The sequence below is a fragment of the Dactylosporangium sp. NPDC051541 genome, assembly GCF_044454505.1.
Taxonomy (GTDB): domain Bacteria; phylum Actinomycetota; class Actinomycetes; order Mycobacteriales; family Micromonosporaceae; genus Dactylosporangium.
Map to the genome: position 1 here is coordinate 1 of NZ_JBITDU010000014.1, position 17245 is coordinate 17245.

18 protein-coding genes are annotated in these 17245 nt (G+C 71.1%); 10 read left to right on the top strand and 8 right to left on the bottom strand.

Annotation, left to right across the window (positions count from 1 at the left end):
- Positions 1 to 192: 192 nt before the first annotated feature.
- Positions 193 to 953, top strand: a protein-coding gene (locus ACIA8L_RS42885) for an IS5 family transposase (protein ID WP_395914308.1) whose coding sequence is annotated in 2 segments (ribosomal slippage) — positions 193 to 526 and positions 526 to 953 — 762 coding nt in all. Because the reading frame shifts where the segments join, the coding sequence is not laid out codon by codon here.
- A gap of 188 nt (positions 954 to 1141) precedes the next feature.
- Here the strand turns inward: ACIA8L_RS42885 and ACIA8L_RS42890 are convergent.
- Complete coding sequence (locus tag ACIA8L_RS42890; protein WP_395913878.1) at positions 1142 to 1525, bottom strand: hypothetical protein; 384 nt, start codon at positions 1523 to 1525, stop codon at positions 1142 to 1144.
- Positions 1526 to 1770: 245 nt separating this feature from the next.
- On the opposite strand from ACIA8L_RS42890, the gene ACIA8L_RS42895 reads away from it, so the two are divergent.
- Complete coding sequence (locus ACIA8L_RS42895; protein WP_395913880.1) at positions 1771 to 2214, top strand: hypothetical protein; 444 nt, start codon at positions 1771 to 1773, stop codon at positions 2212 to 2214.
- Between the two features lie 1157 nt (positions 2215 to 3371).
- Here the strand turns inward: ACIA8L_RS42895 and ACIA8L_RS42900 are convergent.
- The 3 genes from ACIA8L_RS42900 to ACIA8L_RS42910 form a co-directional block, all read right to left on the bottom strand.
- A complete protein-coding gene (locus ACIA8L_RS42900; protein ID WP_395913882.1) occupies positions 3372 to 3764 on the bottom strand; it encodes a hypothetical protein in 393 nt (130 codons plus the stop codon).
- Between the two features lie 351 nt (positions 3765 to 4115).
- Entirely contained in the window at positions 4116 to 4763 is a 648-nt protein-coding gene (locus tag ACIA8L_RS42905) for an HAD family hydrolase (protein WP_395913884.1), read from the bottom strand.
- A 3-nt stretch (positions 4764 to 4766) separates the two neighbouring features.
- Positions 4767 to 5132: a DoxX family protein gene (locus ACIA8L_RS42910; RefSeq protein ID WP_395913886.1), complete on the bottom strand. Its 366-nt coding sequence runs from the start codon at positions 5130 to 5132 to the stop codon at positions 4767 to 4769.
- 111 nt (positions 5133 to 5243) lie between these two features.
- Here ACIA8L_RS42910 and ACIA8L_RS42915 point away from each other — a divergent pair, with 111 nt between their 5' ends.
- The 3 genes from ACIA8L_RS42915 to ACIA8L_RS42925 all read left to right on the top strand — a co-directional run bounded on the left by ACIA8L_RS42915 (position 5244) and on the right by ACIA8L_RS42925 (position 8591).
- On the top strand, positions 5244 to 5618 hold the full coding sequence (locus ACIA8L_RS42915) for a winged helix-turn-helix transcriptional regulator (RefSeq protein WP_395913888.1): 375 nt from the start codon (positions 5244 to 5246) through the stop codon (positions 5616 to 5618).
- A 991-nt stretch (positions 5619 to 6609) separates the two neighbouring features.
- On the top strand, positions 6610 to 7524 hold the full coding sequence (locus ACIA8L_RS42920; protein ID WP_395913889.1) for a TerC family protein: 915 nt from the start codon (positions 6610 to 6612) through the stop codon (positions 7522 to 7524).
- A gap of 23 nt (positions 7525 to 7547) precedes the next feature.
- Positions 7548 to 8591, top strand: a complete 1044-nt coding sequence (locus ACIA8L_RS42925) for a DNA glycosylase AlkZ-like family protein (RefSeq protein WP_395913890.1) — start codon at positions 7548 to 7550, stop codon at positions 8589 to 8591.
- A 154-nt stretch (positions 8592 to 8745) separates the two neighbouring features.
- Here ACIA8L_RS42925 and ACIA8L_RS42930 read toward each other — a convergent pair whose 3' ends face one another.
- Positions 8746 to 9564, bottom strand: a complete 819-nt coding sequence (locus tag ACIA8L_RS42930) for an alpha/beta fold hydrolase (RefSeq protein ID WP_395913891.1) — start codon at positions 9562 to 9564, stop codon at positions 8746 to 8748.
- Positions 9565 to 9687: 123 nt separating this feature from the next.
- Here ACIA8L_RS42930 and ACIA8L_RS42935 point away from each other — a divergent pair, with 123 nt between their 5' ends.
- Positions 9688 to 10377, top strand: a complete 690-nt coding sequence (locus tag ACIA8L_RS42935; protein ID WP_395913892.1) for an SHOCT domain-containing protein — start codon at positions 9688 to 9690, stop codon at positions 10375 to 10377.
- Here the strand turns inward: ACIA8L_RS42935 and ACIA8L_RS42940 are convergent.
- Positions 10374 to 11759, bottom strand: a complete 1386-nt coding sequence (locus ACIA8L_RS42940) for an NAD(P)/FAD-dependent oxidoreductase (RefSeq protein WP_395913893.1) — start codon at positions 11757 to 11759, stop codon at positions 10374 to 10376. The genes ACIA8L_RS42935 and ACIA8L_RS42940 overlap by 4 nt on opposite strands.
- Before the next feature lie 450 nt (positions 11760 to 12209).
- On the opposite strand from ACIA8L_RS42940, the gene ACIA8L_RS42945 reads away from it, so the two are divergent.
- Positions 12210 to 12908 carry a TetR/AcrR family transcriptional regulator gene (locus ACIA8L_RS42945; protein ID WP_395913894.1) on the top strand — a complete coding sequence of 233 codons (699 nt, stop codon included), beginning with the start codon at positions 12210 to 12212 and terminating at the stop codon, positions 12906 to 12908.
- Here the strand turns inward: ACIA8L_RS42945 and ACIA8L_RS42950 are convergent.
- Positions 12858 to 13901, bottom strand: coding sequence for an acyltransferase family protein (locus ACIA8L_RS42950; RefSeq protein ID WP_395913895.1), 1044 nt, complete (start codon positions 13899 to 13901; stop codon positions 12858 to 12860). The two genes, ACIA8L_RS42945 and ACIA8L_RS42950, sit on opposite strands and share 51 nt — an antisense overlap.
- Before the next feature lie 109 nt (positions 13902 to 14010).
- On the opposite strand from ACIA8L_RS42950, the gene ACIA8L_RS42955 reads away from it, so the two are divergent.
- The 3 genes from ACIA8L_RS42955 to ACIA8L_RS42965 all read left to right on the top strand — a co-directional run bounded on the left by ACIA8L_RS42955 (position 14011) and on the right by ACIA8L_RS42965 (position 16735).
- Positions 14011 to 15267, top strand: a complete 1257-nt coding sequence (locus ACIA8L_RS42955; RefSeq protein WP_395913896.1) for a histidine kinase — start codon at positions 14011 to 14013, stop codon at positions 15265 to 15267.
- Positions 15252 to 15899 carry a response regulator gene (locus ACIA8L_RS42960; RefSeq protein ID WP_395913898.1) on the top strand — a complete coding sequence of 216 codons (648 nt, stop codon included), beginning with the start codon at positions 15252 to 15254 and terminating at the stop codon, positions 15897 to 15899. The genes ACIA8L_RS42955 and ACIA8L_RS42960 overlap by 16 nt, the downstream gene beginning before the upstream one ends.
- 350 nt (positions 15900 to 16249) lie before the next feature.
- Positions 16250 to 16735, top strand: coding sequence for a GNAT family N-acetyltransferase (locus ACIA8L_RS42965; RefSeq protein ID WP_395913900.1), 486 nt, complete (start codon positions 16250 to 16252; stop codon positions 16733 to 16735).
- A gap of 4 nt (positions 16736 to 16739) precedes the next feature.
- On the opposite strand, the gene ACIA8L_RS42970 is transcribed toward ACIA8L_RS42965, so the two are convergent.
- On the bottom strand, positions 16740 to 17201 hold the full coding sequence (locus tag ACIA8L_RS42970) for an SRPBCC family protein (protein WP_395913901.1): 462 nt from the start codon (positions 17199 to 17201) through the stop codon (positions 16740 to 16742).
- Between the last annotated feature and the right edge of the window lie 44 nt (positions 17202 to 17245).

Below are 17245 nucleotides of genomic sequence, written 5' to 3' on the forward strand. Positions count from 1 at the left end.
GTCACGATGGCGTAGACGCAGGCAAGCACAGGCCCGAGCCGCTCATTACCGCAAACGACTCGAACCGCCGTAGGACACGACCCGCCGTTGCAGTACTAAGAGCTCCTAACACAATGATCGATGCTGGTCCGCGTTGGTGCGATCGATGATCTAGAGTGGCGCTTCGTGCGCAAGGGCGAGCGGCTGCCATGGATGGTGCCGGACGGGTTGTGGGAACGGATCGAGCCGCTGCTGCCGGTGCAGGAGCGCAACTTCCGCTATCCGGGGCGTAAGCGGTTGCCGGATCGGCAGGTGCTGTGCGGGATCCTGTTCGTGTTGTACACCGCGATCCCGTGGGAGTTCCTGCCCCAGGAGCTCGGGTTCGGCTCCGGGATGACCTGCTGGCGGCGGCTCGCCGAGTGGCAGGAGGCCGGCGTTTGGCAGCGGTTGCATGAGTTACTGCTGGCCGAGTTACACGCCGCGGACCAGCTGGACTGGTCCAAGGCGGTGATCGACGGCTCACACGTGCGGGCCATGAAGGGCGGCCCAAAATCGGCCCGAGCCCGGTCGATCGCGCCCGGACCGGCTCGAAACACCACGTCATCACCGACGGCACGGGCATCCCGCTGGCGATCTCCCTCACCGGCGGCAACCGCCACGACGTGACCCAGCTGATGCCGCTGATCGACGCCGTACCACCAGTGCGCGGCAGGGTCGGGCGGCCCCGCCGGCGACCGAAGCAGATCTACGCCGACCGGGCCTACGACTTCGACATCTACCGCGAACGGGTCCGTGCGAAGGGCATCACCCCACACATCGCCCGCCGCGGCGTCGCACACGGCTCCGGACTCGGCGTGCACCGCTGGGTCGTCGAACGCACCATCGCGCTGCTGCACTGGTTCCGCCGACTCCGCGTGCGCTGGGAAGTCCGCGACGACGTCCACGAAGCGTTCATGAGCCTGTGGCCCGGCTGACGTGCAGGGTCCGAATGTCCGGGGTTTGCAGTAGTGCGGCACCGAGTTGCGCGGGGCGTTGTGGTTTGGCCGTTGGCGGTGGTCGAGCGGTTGACCGAGGTCGGTTTCGAGGCGGTGCAGATGCCCGATGAGGGCTGGTGAGCCGGGCAGCGCGGGGCCGGTCCGGGGTGCATGCCGGCTCGGTGGGCTCAGCTCCGGCACTGGCGGCCGGTCCGGAGTTGGCTGCGGCGAGGCTCGTCGGGTTTCCAGCCGTGTGGTGGTTGACCGTGGTGCTCGACGAGGGCGTGGATGTCGGGGCGACCCAGTGCTTGCAACAGTTGCGCGCCGCGGGTGGTGGGGGTCATCGGCGTGGTGACGGTGCCGCGGTTGATCAGGGTGGCGCCGATGTCGTGTTCGAGCCGGTGGATCTGGTTGATGAGCGCGGAGACTTGCGCGCCGGTCGAGTCGGACACTGATTCGCTTCCAATGACGAGGTCGCTGCTGCGATCCGACAGAACTTGCCGTTGCACTGCGCACTGATGGGCCGCCCCAGCCGGGGGAAGTGTTGGGGCGGCGGCATCGCTGAGTTTCACCAGCTGTGATGGAACCGCGTGGGAACGGGATGGAACGCCTGTGAAGTGGGAACCCTGGTGGCGGGAGAGCGATGTGCGACAACGGGTAGCGCCGGAGATGGGGCGCAGGGTCATGCGGTACCTGCTGAGCACCGTCGACACCCTCGCCGGCGGCGTGCACAGGCCCGTCTGAGCGACGGATTCCACGCCCATTCCACCTCCGGCGGCGACACTCGGGCAACCCGTTCTCACGAAGGGACTCCAACATGTCGGAAACCAACCCACTGACGACCCGGGGCCACCGCAAGCTGATACGCGGCGGTGTGCTGGCGACGGCGGCCTCGGCGCTGGTCATGCTGGCCGGGACGCCGGCCTTTGCGTCCGGCGCCCCGATAACGCCGGGCAATCTGCGCGCGGTGCTCGTCGACGGCTCGGTCAACAGCATCGCCTGGGACGCCTCGGTGTCCAGCTCGCTGTTCTCCTACGTCCTGTACAACACCAACCCGGTCACCGGCGAGCGCAGCTACCTGACGGCGACGACCAAGACGAGCCGGACCGTCCGGGATCTCGTGTACGTCGACTGCATCAGAGCCGGCTCTACGCTCCACCTGACCGTCCAGGCGCTGGCCCAGGACCCGGAGCACAGCACGTCCGGGTTCTCCAACCAGCTGGACGTGACCCTCCCGAAGACGGTCCCGCCGAGGGGCTGAGCGTTCGTTGCCCGGGACACCCGTCCCGGGCAACACCCGCCGATGCCCTCCGCCGCGACGCCACCCGGTCGATCCGGCCCAGCTGCCGGCGATGCGATGTCTGAAGCGCCCACTGGACAGTCCTCGTCACGGGTTCACTGGATGGGCTGCGCTTGTGCCACAGTGGCGGCCAGCGCCTGCCGGATCTCGTCGGTTCGGTTGTGCGCGTTCCCACAACCCGTCCGGCACCATCCATGGCAGCCGCTCGCCCTTGCGCACGAAGCGTCACTCTAGATCATCGATCGCACCAACGCGGACCAGCATCGATCATTGTGTTAGGAGCGCTAAGGCGTGTTGATAATTCGCGATCGTCGCTGCCCACAAGGGCCCGTAGCGGCAATCGGTGATGTGGTGTCCGGATCGATTTGACCGTGGGGCCTTGTGGCTCTACGGTGATGCGCATGGCGGACGGCATAGTGCGGCGGCGCGGGCCGGGCCGGGGTGTGTCGTGGCGCTACGACGGTCCCCGCTCGGTGTTGCGGCTGCCGTTGGATGTCCACGATCCACGGGTGCGGCGGCATCTGGAGGGGGTGTTCGCGGCCGGGTTTCGGGTGCGCCGGGCGGTGCAGCGTGATGCGGTGGCGCGGCTGGCCGCGTACCGTCGCACGCTCGCCGGGTCGGCCGCGCCCGGTCCGGCTGCGTCCGGTCCGGTGGCGGTGCGGGAACGGGTCGGGTTGACGCGGGGCGGGCTGGAACGCGCCGCGTACCGGCATGTGGACGCGGCCCCGCATTTACGCCGGTATCTGACCAAGGCTCTGGCGATGCATTTGGCCGACGGGGTGTGGCAACCTCGCCGTCGTCTCCGTCCCCACCGACCCGTCCGGCCCGGCCGGGCTCGTGGCCACCTACCTTGCCAAGCCTGGTGCTGACCGGGAGCGGCTGGCGGCGCAGCAGTTGCGGCAGCGACGATGCAACCGGGCCCTGGACCGCTCCCGCCGCGCCGGCAATCCCGGCCAGTACCGGCTCTCACCGCGCCAGCAACGTCGCGCCGACCGCCGCCACGCGGCGGGTCTGCCACCCGTCACCGTGACCACCCAGGCGGGCCACGACTGGCGAACGCGGCCGGAATCCCGCGGCAGGCCTACCGCAGCAACACCCTGTCCAATGGGTACCGGCACTTACGTGCGCACATGGCCGCCGATGGCGCGGCCCGCACCCAAGCCGGGCACACCCGCGCCCGCACCGCCGCCGCCCGCATCGTCGCCGTCCACGGCCCACACCTGACCGTCGAGGACTGCGATCTCAGCACCTGGGCGCGGCGGTGGGGCCGCGGCATCCACGCCTTCACCCCCGGCATGCTGCTCCACGCGATCAACCACGAAACCACCGAGGTCGCCAAAGTTGCCGGAGGTGGCGGGCTGCAGCGGGCCGGGACCCGGCACACCGCCTGGACCCAGCACTGCCTCTGCGGCACCCGCGTCCCCAAACATGTGCGCCACCGCCGGCACCACTGCCCGGCCTGCGGCCTGACCGGCGACCGGGACCTCACCGCCGCCCTCATCGGCGCCCACACCGTCCTGACCGAACCCGGCGACCCCGGGTCGGCGCGGATCGACTGGGACGCCGCCCACCACACCTTGGCCACCTACGGGGTGGCCGCCATCAACCACGGGCTGCAAGGAGCCCGGACCGAGTCAACCGGACACCACCGCCCCCACCAGCACAACACTGGCGGACCGCGGCCGCAACGCAGCACCAGCCAACCCGGCCGGTGCCGGCGTGCTCGGCGAAATACCGGCACGGTGACCCCGACAACCCCGGACCACCCCCACACCCCGTGCGGGACCACACCGGAACGACGAGGACCACGAACCGGACTGTTGCCTAACCCAGACCCAAAACCTGGGATTACCAAACAGACCTTAGTCGACGATGAGGCCGGCCGCCGCCTCCACCGCCGCGCAGGTGTGGTCGGGCCCCGGTTCGCCACCGGCCCACGCCCGGCCGCGGCTGATCCAGATCGTGCGCAGACCCGCCGCCCGGCCCCCGGCGATGTCGTGGTCCGGGTTGTCGCCGACCATCCAGCCACCGCCGTCGATGCTCAGCCCGCACGCCGCGGCGGCCGCCGCGAACAGGGCCCGGTCCGGCTTGCGGACACCGAGCGCGCCGGAGACGGCCCACCCGTCGACGGCCGCGGCCAGCCCGGTGCGGCGGATCTTCCCGAGCTGGTTGTCGGCCCGCCCGTTGGTGGCGATCGCGAGCCGCCACCCCTGCCGCCGGAGGTCTTCGAGCAGCGCCAGGACTTCGGGACGGACGTTGACGTGCCAGGGCATTGTTTCGCGGTACCCCCGCCAAAGCTCTTCTGTCGGCTCTTCCAATCCGAACTGTGCGCGCACGTCCGCGAAGAAGCGGTCGCGGGCCGTTCCGCCGCCGTTGTCCCGCCGGATCAGCCAGCCCGAAGCGTCCGCCGGCAGATCGTGTGCTCCGGCGAACTCGGCCGCCCAGCGAGCGAAGGCCTCGTCACGGTCGATGAGCGTGTTGTCCAGGTCGAACAGTGCCAGTCGCTGCACAAGTCAGACCCAGACCGTGCCCAGCCACACCAGGACGGCCGCGGCGATCAGCAGCCCGATGTTCAGCCCGATGAGCCGCGCCTCCCCGCGGGACAGGTGCGTGACGATGCCGCCGACCTGGACGAGGACCAGCCCGACGGCCGCGGCGACGGCCAGCCAGGGCGCGACCCCGGTGGCCGGCGGCAGGATGAGCCCGACCGCGCCGAGCAGCTCGAGCACGCCGATCGCCCGCACGGCCGGCATCGGCATCCGGTCGACCCACCCCATCATCGGCAGCAGCTGCTCCCGGCTCTGCACGGCCTTCTTCCCCCCGGCGTACACGTAGAACAGCGCCAGCAGTCCCGCGACGATCCAGTAGGCGATCTCCATGACCAGGGCCCTCCACCAGGATGGTTACTACAAGTAAGGGACCCCATGATGCGACACTGTCGGGGCCCGTACAAAAGGCACACGCGTGTGCGTGAGGCACAAGGGATGGTCATGTCCGACTACGAACACACCTGCCTGATCCGCGGCGACGGCGGCCGCACGATCCGCGCCATCCTCGACCGCATCTGCAACAAGTGGACCCTCCTGATCGTCGCCACCCTCGACCAGAGCACGGTCCGCTTCACCGACCTGCAACACCAGATCCCGGGCATCTCCCAACGCATGCTCACCCTGACCCTGCGCAACCTGGAACGCGACGGCCTGGTAGCGCGCACCGTCCACGCCGAAGTCCCCCCACGCGTCGAATACAGCCTCACAACAACAGGCAAAAGCCTTCTACCCCCAGCCCTAGCCTTAGCCGACTGGGCAATACAAAACGTCCCGAACATCGAAGCCAGCCGAGCCGCTTACGAATCCCGCACATAAACCAAGAACCCCCACTCCCGCCCCCACCCCCACCACCCCCACTCCCACTCCCAAGCTCTTTTCCCCGCCGCAGGCGCCACGAATCGCTACCACCGAATGCCGACCACGACGGACCCGGACCAAACAACGAACCCTGCCACCGATCGGGCGGCCAAATTACGGTCCGCACCACACTACTCCGGTAGCACCCCTCGGCCGAGCTCACATTTGCGGTGCCCCTCCGACCGGAATACATCGGACGCGAAACCACGCAACACCGCCGACTCTTTTCCCGTCCACCTTCGGCAACGGGCGTACGCTCCTCGACCGCCTCCAGCTCTCCGACCGGCTCCAGCGCTCCGACCGGTTCCGGCGCTGCGACCGCCTCCAGCGCTCCGACCGGCTCCGGCGCTGCGACCGCCTCCAGCGCTCCGACCGGCTCCGGCGCTGCGACCGGTCCTGGCGCCGGCGCAACCTGAGCCCGCCGAGCCGCCCAAACCCGCAGCCACTCCTCTTTGGTCACCGGCACGTTACTCCCGAAGGTCCGACGAAGTTTGGCCGAGTGCCGCCGCTCCAACCCCCAGTCGCGCTGTTCTTTATGCTCACGGCGAAACGCTTCAACCAACGGACTGTATTTTCGCGACCGCGTCGGATCGCGCATCGCCGCCACTTCACTCTTGCCGAGAAGACTCATCTGCCCCCGCATGTATTCATTATCGCAAACCTGAAGATCATGCGCATTACCCATTTTTCAGCCGGCTTCCCCGCTCCCCGGCCGGAGGGGCACCGCAAATGTGAGCTCGGCCGATGGTAACTACCGGAGTAGTGTGGTCCGGACCGCAATTTGGTCGCCCGATCGTTGGCCGGGGTCCGTTGTTCGGTGCCGGGCTCGTCGTGGTCGGCATTCGGTGGTAACGATTCGTGGCGCCTGCGGCGGAAGATTGATTTGTTGCGACGGGCGGCGGGTCGGTGCCTGAGCTGTGGTCCCGGGGCGCTGTTAGGCTTCCTTGCCGTGACCGTCACGGGGTGGGGATGGGCGGCGACCCTGGGTGGTCTGGGCGCCATGGTGCTGCTCGACCTGGTGCTCGTGGCCCGGCGGCCGCATGAGCCGTCGATGCGCGAGTCCGGGATCTGGGTCGGCGTCTACATCACCCTCGCGCTGCTGTTCGGGCTGTTCATCCTGTCGATGTGGGGGCGGGACCAGGCCGGCGCCTTCTACGCCGGTTGGCTCACCGAATACAGCCTGTCCGCCGACAACCTCATCGTGTTCGTGATCATCATGGCCCGGTTCCGGGTACCGCGGGCGCAGCAGCAGCGGGTGCTCATGGTCGGCATCATGCTCGCCCTGGTGCTGCGGGGAGGGTTCATCGCCGCCGGCGCCGCCGCGATCGGGCGCTTCTCGTGGGTGTTCTACCTGTTCAGCCTGTTCCTGGTCTACACCGCGGTGAAGATGCTGACCCAGGGCGAGCCCGGCGGCGGGGACGACTTCAAGGAGAACCCCCTGGTGCGCTGGTCGCGCCGGGTGCTGTCGCCGACGGTCGTGGTCCTGGTCGCGATCGGCACCACCGACCTCATCTTCGCCCTTGACTCGATCCCCGCCGTCTTCGGGCTCACGTCGGAGCCGTACCTCGTCTTCACCGCCAACGTGTTCGCCCTGATGGGTCTGCGGCAGCTGTACTTCCTCATCGGCGGCCTGCTCAACCGGCTCGCGTACCTCTCGCTGGGTCTGGCCGTCATCCTGGCCTTCATCGGCGTGAAACTGTTCCTGGAGGCGCTCGAGATGAACAACCTGACGTTCGTCAACGGCGGCGAACCGGTCGGCTGGGCCCCGCACATCGGCATCCCGCTGTCCCTGGCCGTCATCGTCGGCACGCTCACCGTGACCACGGCCGCGTCGCTGATCAAGGCGAAGAAGGACGCCCGGTAGAACTGCTCGTCTAGGCTCGCCGGATGCACCACCTGTCCCGAGCCGACGCCCGCCGGCTGGCCGTGCGCGCGCAACTGCTGGCCGCGCCGCGACCGACGGACCTGTTCGACGTCGTGCGGCACCTGACGGCGGTGCAGAACGATCCGGCCGCGCACGTCGCCCGCTCCGCCGACCTGGTGCTGTGGGGCCGCCTCGGCAACGGGTACGACCCGGCCGACCTGCGCGACGCCCTCGATGAGCAGGCCCTGCTGGAGCTGCACGGCATGATCCACGTGCCGGCGGACCTGGCGCTGTATCGGGCCGAGATGGCGCAGTGGCCCGGCGAGCACGACCATCGGGGCCTCGCGGTGTGGGTGGAGGCGAACACCGGCTGCCGCCTGGACATCCTGGCCCGCCTGCGCGCCGACGGCCCGCTGACCGCGGCGGAACTGCCGGACACGTGCGTGGTCAGCTGGCGCTCGTCCGGCTGGTCGGACAACCGTAACGTGGGCCGGATGCTCGGCGCACTGGTCCACCGCGGTGAGGTCGCCGCCGCCGGCTGGCGCGGCCGCGAACGCCTGTGGGACCTGGCCGACCGCATCTACCCCGACGAGGTCGTCCCGCTCGAAGAGGCCCGCCGGATCCGTGCCGAGCGCCGCCTGCGCGCCTTGGGCATCATGCGCGGGACGGACGCCGGCGACCCGGCCGTGGTGGAGGGCGTCCGCGGCCAGTGGCGCGTGGACCCCGTAATTTTAGACCAGAAATTCCGCGGTGGTACTGTCCTGTTGTCCCCTTTGGACGGTCTGGTCTACGACCGCAAGCGGATGGCGGACCTGTTCGAGTTCGACTACCAGCTGGAGATGTTCAAGCCGGCCGCGAAGCGCAGATGGGGCTATTGGGCGCTGCCGATCCTGCACGGCGACCGCCTGATCGGCAAGCTCGACGCCGCCGCCGAACACCGCGAGGGCGAACTCCGCGTCACGGCGATCCACGAGGACACCCCGTTCCCGAAACCCGTCCGGGCCGCCGTCCACCGCGAGATCCAGGCCCTGGCGACGTGGCTGCACCTCGAACCGGTGCTCCCATGACAGCCACCCCCACCGTTCGAGCTCGTGCGCGACGACGAACGCGGCCCACGCCGGGTCGCCATGGTCGATCGCGGCCGCGCGGTGCACCGTCTGCACCCCTTCGGGCCGCCCATCACCGTCGCCGGGCCGCCCCTCCCCCGGCCGGCGCCGCAGCTCAACGAGCGGCGAGCCAGTCCAGCGCGTCACCGTAGGCGCTCATCACCGAAACGTGCCCGTCGTCGGGCCGCTCCCACCGGACCGCGCCGGGCACCAGGCCCGCGAGCCGCGAGCCATGCCAGACGGGCACCATCCGGTCCTGGTCCCCGTGCACGATCAGCACCGGTACCGCGACGTCGGCCGGGTCGAAGCCCCACCCCGAGACGTACGCGATGTCGTCGTCGACCTGCCCGTCCGGCCCGAAGGCGGCCGCCCGCCCGGCATCCTGGCCGAGCGCACCCCAGTCCCCGTCGAGGGTCGCCCAGTCCGCGTCGGTGAACACCGCCGGGTTGAACTCCGCGTGTGCCGCCTGCTCCAGCCGAGCCGCCCGCCCTTCGAGCGCGGCCCGCAGAGCCCTGTCATCGGCCATCCCGGCGAACCAGGCGTCCTCGTGCGCATACGGCGCCAGGCCGGCGAAGACGGCCGCCGCCCGGACCCGCCCGCCGAGCAACGCCGCGCAGGCGAGCGCATGCGGCCCGCCCCCGGACGCCCCCATGACCGCGAACCCGTCCACGCCGAAGGCGTCCGCCACCGCCGCCGCGTCACCGGCCGCGGACGCGACATCCCGCCCCGGCACGACGGTCGACCCGCCGTACCCGGGCCGCGCGTACGTCACCAGCCGCACCCCGCGCGCAGCCGCACCGGCCAGCAGCGGCGCGATGAACGCCCCGGTGTGCGGCGTGCCGTGGTGCCAGAACACCACCGCCCCGTCGCCGCCGCTGTCGAAGGCCCGCAACACCCGCCCGTCACCAACCACGACATCCCGCTCAATCACCATCTTCCGATCCTAACCAGGCCGGCCACCCTCATGATCAAGCGGCTCTCCGTCGGCTTCCGGATAGGCCGCCGACGATGGTGGTGCCACGCTGTACGCCATCTCGCGAGCGACCCGGAGGCCGGCTTGAAGATCAGTGTGCGGGAAGTGCTGAGTCTGGTGATCGGCCTCGGCGGCGTCGCCCTGCTCGCGAGCGGCATCTACCACCTGCTCGTCGTCGGCACCTGCGGGACGGGCGGCCCCCACGCGATCGCCCGCGAGTGCCCGCCGGGCTCCGGGATGTGGGGCGTCTTCCTCCCGGTCGGCCTGTTCGTGTGGTTCATCGGCCTGTTCGTGAGCAAGGAGGGTCTGGCCAAGCCGGGCGCCGGGACCATCGTGTGGACGGCACTGTTCGCCGGCGGCGGCTTCGGCCTGCTCTTCCTGCTCCTCACGCAGCCCGACCTCGGCCCCGGCTCAGCGGTCGGCGCCGCCATCATGGCCGCGATCTTCCTCCCGCTCGGCCTCGGCGTCTGGGTCCCCACGCTGCTCAAGCTCGTGCGGAAGCGGCGCGGCCGGGCCGAACCGCAGCCGAGCGCCGCCGCGAACGACGGCGACGGCCCGGCCTCGACGGAGCAGCACCTGGACCAGCTGGGGCGGCTGCGGCTGGTCATCGACGGGGCGCTGACGCGAGCCGAGTTCGATCAGGTCGAGCGCGACCCCGCCGGGTGGGCCGGCCGGCTCGCCCTGATCCAGCAGCTGGCCGACCTGAGGGCGTCGGGCCTGCTGTCGGAGGAGGAGTTCGCGGCCAAGAAGCACATCGTCATGCTGGACGGCTAACTGTCGAAGCCGAACCCGATCCGGTCCATCGCGCGCAGCCACAGATTGCGGCGGCCCTCGTTGGCGTCGGCGCTGATCATGGCCTGGCGGGTCAGCTGGACGCCGGCCCAGCGGACCGGCTCCGGCGGGAACGGCAGTGGGTGTTCGCGGACCATCCGGGTGCGGGTGCGCGCGGTCTCGGCGCCGGCCAGCAGGTCCAGCATGACCTCGGCCCCGAACCGGGTGGCGCCGACCCCGAGGCCCGTGAAGCCGGCCGCGTACGCGACCCGCCCCCGGTGCGCGGTGCCGAAGAACGCCGAGAACCGGGTGCACGTGTCGATCGCGCCGCCCCAGGCGTGGGTGAACCGCAACCCGTCCAGCTGCGGGAACGTCGCGAAGAACTGCGCCGCCAGCCGCTCGTAGGTCGCCTTGCGGTGCTCGTAGGACGGGCGCAGGCGGCCGCCGAAGTGATACACCGCGTCGTAGCCGCCCCACAGGATCCGGTGGTCGCGGGTCTGGCGGAAGTAGTGGAACTGGTTGCCGCAGTCGGACAGGCCCTGCCGGCGCTGCCAGCCGATCGCGGCCCGCTGCTCGGCCGTCAGCGGCTCGGTGACCAGGGCGTAGTCGTACACCGGGACGACGTAGGGGCGGGTGCGGCGCAGCAGCGACGGGAACACGTTGGTGCCGAGGGCGACCTTCGCGGCCCGCAGGCGCCCGCCCGGCGTGCGCAGCGTGATCCCGGCGCCGGTCCGGGACAGGCGGGTGACCTGACTGCCCTCGAACACGCGCACCCCGAGACGTTCGGCCGCCGCCGCGAGGCCCCACGCGAGGCGGGCCGGGTGCAGCAGGGCAGTACCCCCGCGATCCCAAACACCGGCCAGGAAGGCCGGCGAGTCGATCTCGTCGCGCAGCGCTCCGGCGTCCAGGAAATCGACGTCGGCACCGAGCGCGCGGGCCGCGGTGGCGTGTTTGCGCAGCATCTCCACGTGGTGCGGGGCGGTGGCGACGTCGAGTCCGCCGGTCCGCTCGAAGTGGCAGTCGATGTCGTACCGCGACAGGGCCGCCTCGATCGCCGCGAGGTTCTCGGCGCCGAGTCGTTCGAGTTCGCCGAGCTCGTCGGGCCAGCGGCGCAGGCCGTTGCCGAGGCCGTGGGTGAGGCTGGCCTGGCAGAACCCGCCGTTGCGGCCGGAGGCGGCGTGGCCGATCCGGTCGCCTTCGACGAGGACGACGTCCAGGCCGGGGTCGCGCTCCTTGGCGATGAGGGCCGTCCACAGCCCGCTGTACCCGCCGCCGATCACCGCCAGGTCGCACTCCAGCTCGCCGGTCAGCGGCGCGCGGGCGGCGGGGCGGTCGGGGTCGTCGAGCCAGTACGGGGTCATGGCCACATCTCGAAGCGCGAGCATGCACTCATCATCACCGTTGTCAACGACGTCGTCAACAGCGTTGACAACACCGTTCGTCACCTCCCGAGGCCCCACGGCCTGGCGGACGGTCCTCCACCTGATCGTCAAAGTGCCCCTGGCGGCCGTGCCAAAGGCACTCGCCCTGTCCAGCTACGGGGGCGCCGCCTGCACCTCGACGACCGGGTCGAGCGGCTCGCGCCCGGCCGCGACCGGACCCGCGAGGTCGGCGACCGGATCATCGCCCCGCTCGGCCTGCACCGCACCCTCACCCTCGGCGCCTGGCCGTTCCTGCCGTCACCGCACGCCACCAACCATCACCAGTTCGCGCCCGGCCGGCGCCGAAAGCCGCCGGGTCGCGGTGCGGCGCCTGATCGATCGCGCCCTGTGCGCGTAGGAAATCGAACCGATTTACGATAGGGAGCGACCCGATGCACCGGACAGGAGCCCTGATTGCGTACCCGAGCCGCGCTGACGCCCGAGCTGATCATCGACGCGGCCAGCCGGCTCGCGGCCACGGCCGGCGCCGACGCGCTCACCGTCAGAGCCCTCGGCAAGGAGCTCGGCGCCGACCCGACTGCGATCTACCGGCACTTCCGGGACAAGGACGAGATCATCCTCGAGGTCGCGGACCGGCTCGTCGCCGCGACCGTCGAGGCGCTCCCGGCCGACCGGCCGTGGCGGGCCCGCCTGGAGTGGCTGGCCCGGCAGACGGTCCGCTTGTTCGTCGCCCACCCGGCGATCGCCCCGATCGTCGCCCTGCGCACCACCCGCCGGCCGGGCGAGTTCCAGACCGTCGAGGCGGTCCTCGGGGCCCTGCGCGAGGCCGGCCTGTCCGACGCCGACGCGGCGATGCAGCACCTCGTCTTCTCCGAGACCATCTTCTCCTACGCCGCGATGTGCAGTGCCTACGCGGCGCTGGACGAGAAGAGCCGGGAGGGTGACGAGGCGGCCTGGTCGCGGGAGTACCGGTCGCTGCCACCCCAGCGCTACCCCAACATCGCGGCCGCGACCGAGTTCCTGGCCGGCATCGACGACGACATGGTCCTGGAGGGCATCGTGCGCGCCCTCCTCGACCGGGTCGAGTCGCTCGGCGCTCGATCAGAGGACCCGGCGGACACCGGGGATGCGGCGGACCGGGCCGGCCAGTAGGAAGCAGGCCGGGACGGCGACCGCGGCGCCCAGGGCAAACTTGGCGAGCGACGGCCAGTCCAGTGTCGTGAGCGCCCAGGCGGCCGCGGTGACGACGACGGCGTGGATGACATAGACGGTGAAGACGTGGCCGGACAGGTACCGGTGCTCGCGGTTGAACCGGGCCCGAAACAGCACCAGCAGGGCGAGGACCAGGCCGACCGCGAACGTCGAGTCCCACAGCGCGTAGAACAGCGAGCCGGCCGTGCCGCGGCCCAGCCACGCCTCCAGGCCACCCGACAGCGCGAGGGGGAAGAAGACCAGTGTGCCGCCGAGCGCCAGGGCCAGGCCGAGCCAGCCGGTGCGGGCCCGCAGCGAGTCCAGCCAGCCGCGGCGCGCGGCGACGATGCCGACCACGAAGAAGCTCACGTACTGCGGAAGGTAGGCGGCGGTGGGGAAGTCGACGACCGGGACCCAGAAGCCGATCGGGATGACGATCCGCAGTGCCCACGTCGCCAGGGCCAGGCCGGCGATGAAGAGGAGCACAGGGCGGTACCGCAGCGGCGTCTGTGGCTTTGGCTCTTCAACGACAGGTCGATTGCGGGTCGCGAACCGGAACGCGGCGTAGCCGGCGTCGAAGATCAGCAGGGCGAGCACGAACCACAGCGGGCCGGAGCCGATCCCGTGCACGTCCCGCCACAGCAGCGGGTTGACGACGAAGTAGAACACCAGGAACGGCACGCCGAGGCGGAGCAGGCGGTCGCGGAGGAACCGGCGCGGACCCTTGCGGTCGTAGGAGGCCGGGGTGAACAGGCCCGCCAGGAGGAAGAAGGCGCCCATGAACCAGGCCTGATTGACGAGCATGAAGAGGGTCAGCAGCAGCGACTCGCCGTCGCTGGTCGGGGTCTCGGTGACGTACCAGGCGTCGAGGCCGCTGTAGACGCCGGCCACGTGATGCACGACCACCAGGGCGATGAGCAGGACCCGCAGGGTGTCCACAAAGTACAAGCGCATGGATATGAAGCTATGAACGGAGCGCGTTTCGCAGTATCCGGCTGGGCGTACAACCGAGTGGGCCTGGCCCCACTCCCCGCCCGGGCCGCGCAGGAGCAGAGTAGAGGGCATGCAGATCTTGACGGGGTTCGTGCGGTCGTGTGCGGTGGCGTTCGTCGCGCTGCTCGTGCCGGCCGTGTGGGCGGGCGCGGCGACCGTGTGCTGCTGGTGGCGCGGCAGCCCGTGGTCGTGGTTCGCGCCGCTGCTGTGGGCCGCGGTCCTGACCCTCCTGCTGACCCGGCCGGTCGGCCGCCTGTTCCGCGCCCTCGTCCGCCGGTTCAGCGGCACCGACATCCCCGCCGGCTACCGCGAGCCCGGGCCGGTGACGAAGCTGTCGACGGGGTACTGGTGGAACGGGCACTCCTACGCGAAGACCCGCGAACGCGCCCAGGAGGAGCAGCGGTGGCGCACCTGGCTCACCGACCCGGCCGTGCGCCGTGACCTGTTCTTCGTGGCCGTCATACCGTTCGCCGGGCTCGTCGCCGCGGTCCCCGGTGCGGCGCTGGTCCTCGCCGTCGTCCTGCGCGGCTGGTGGCTGACCGGGATCGCCGTCGCCGCCGCGGCCGCGCCGTTCGCCTGGCGGGTCGCCGAGCCGGCCGCCGTCCGGTTCCTGCGCCCGTCCCCGGCGATGCGGCTGGCCGAACGCGTCGACGAGCTCACCGCCCAGCGGGCCGACACGACCGTCGCGCAGGCCGCCGAGATCCGGCGCATCGAACGCGACCTGCACGACGGCGCCCAGGCCCGGCTCGTCGCCCTCGGCCTGTCCCTGGCGACGGCCGAGCGCCTCATGAAAACCGATCCGGACAAAGCGGCGGCGGTACTGCGTGAAGCCCGCACCGGCGCCGCGAGCTCCCTGAGCGAGCTGCGGGAACTGGTCCGCGGGATCAGCCCGCCGCTGCTGCACGAGCGCGGCCTCATCGACGCCGTCCGCGCGTTCGCCATGGACAGCCCCCTGGAGACGACCGTCCACACCGAGCTTCGACTGTCAGGCGACACAGGCCCTGTGGGCGGCAGCGCACTCGGCCGGCGGCGGCTTCGACTCGATTTGCCGATCGAGTCCGCGCTGTACTTCGGGGTCGCCGAACTGCTCACCAACGCCGTCAAACACGCCCACGCCGGCCGCGCCACGATCGCCATCAGCCGCGACGACACCAACCTCGTCGTCGAGCTCCAGGACGACGGCCGCGGCGGCGCCAGCGTCGCTCCGGGTGGCGGGCTCGACGGGCTGCGGCGGCGGCTGGCCGTGTTCGACGGCACCTTGGAGGTCACCAGCCCGGCCGGCGGCCCGACCCGTGCGAGGATGACGGTGCCATGCGAATCGTTGTAGCCGAAGACCTGTACCTGCTGCGCGACGGCATGGTGCGGCTCATCGAGGCGTTCGGCCACGAGGTCGTCGCCACCGCCGCCACCGGCGACGAAACGCTCGCCATGCTCCTCGCACACCGCCCGGACGTAGCGATCGTCGACGTCCGGATGCCCCCGGGCCAGTCCGACGAGGGCCTGCGCGCCGCCCTCGCCGCCCGCCGCGAAGTCCCCGGCCTGCCGATCCTCATCCTGTCCCAGCACGTGGAGCAGCTCTACGCCCGCGAACTGCTCGCCGACGGCGCGGGCGGCATCGGCTACTTCCTCAAGGAGAGCGTCTTCGACGCCGACCAGTTCATCGACGCCCTCGAACGCGTGGCCAAGGGCGGCACGGCGATGGACCCGGCCGTGATCGCGAAGCTGCTGTCGAGCGGCTCGTCCAACCGCCGCCTGGAGTCCCTGACCCCGCGGGAGCATGAGGTCCTCTCCCTGATGGCGGAGGGCCTGTCCAACCAGGCCATCGGTCAGCGGCTGTTTTTGAGCGAGAGCGCCATCAGCAAGTACACGACGACGCTCTTCGGCAAATTGGGCCTGGCCGACGACGACTCCAGCAACCGCCGGGTCCTGGCCGTGCTGACGTTCCTCAACCAGTCCTGAGCTCGAGCGTGCGCACGTCCCCCATGACGTCGAGCACGACCAGCCGCCCCTCGACCCGGTAGGACCACGGCGGCTCACCCAATGGTCCTCGTGAGCCGCGTCTGCTTTGGAACGGGATGGAACGGCATACGGGGTAGCACGAACACCACAAGCGCCGGCCAGGCGCCGAGGTCCGAGCACGCCGTACCCGCCGCGCCGGACCCGCGACCCGCCCCAAAACGGGCCCCGGGTCCTGGGTACGAGCCGCCGACCCGGCAGCCTGGCCGGCCCCCACCCGCTTCCGCCCCGCAGCGGTCGTCGTTGCGGCCCTCCTCGCCGACAATGGGCGGATGTCGGTGACGGTGCGCGCGGTGACTGCCGATGATGGCGTGGATCGGGCTCGGCTGTGGCGGGAGGCCGGGCGATACTTCGCGGACCTCGACCCGGAGGCGGCGCGGGAGCCGGACGAGGAGGGTCTCGTCGAGTGGCTCGACGACATCCGGGAACGCGGCGCCGCCGACCCGGCGGTGCTGATGCTCGTCGCCGAGGTGGACGGCGAGGTCGTCGGCGAGGTGGCCGCGCGCCTGCACGAACCGCTGCCGTCGGCCCGGTGGCAGCTGCAGCGGGACCTGGGCCGCCGCCGGGTGCACGTCGGCGTGCTGGCCGTCGCGGACGATGCCCGCCGGGCCGGCGTCGGGACCGCCCTGATGGCCGCGGTGGAGCGGTGGGCCGCCGATCGCGGCGCGGCGGTCATCACGTTGGAGACCGGCCTGAGCAATCCGACCTCGGTGCCGTTCTACGAGCGGCGGATGGGCTACGCCCGCCAGGAGGTTATCTTCCGCAAGGTCCTGCCCTGATCGCTCACGCCCCGAGGTACGCCGCGAGGTTCGCCAGGGAGGAGTGCATCCCGGTGGCGTGGTCCTCGGCGGAGATACCGGCCGGCACGTCCTCGGCCCGGAACACGACCCGCGTGCCGCCCTCCACCGCCGCGACCGCCCACGTCATCGTCATCGTGCCGGCCTGCGCGGGGTCGTCGGAGACGAAGTCGACCGCCTGCACCACCCGCACCCCCGGGACCAGCTCGACGAACCGGGCCTCGACGACGTCGGAGTCGGCGGTGGTCTTGCCCGGCGCGGCGGAGGCGTCGGCGTAGGTCAGCACGAGCCGGTAGGACCCGCCGGGCCGGGCGTCGAACCGCTCGAACCGCCCGCTCATCCCGCTCGGCGGCAGCCAGGACGTCAGCGCATCGGGGTCGACGAGCGCCGCGAAGACCCGCTCGACCGGGGCCGCGAGCACCCGGGACACCTGATCAGTGCGCGCCATGCGTGGCCTCTCTCGCTCGTCCGGCGACTCCACGATACCGGCGG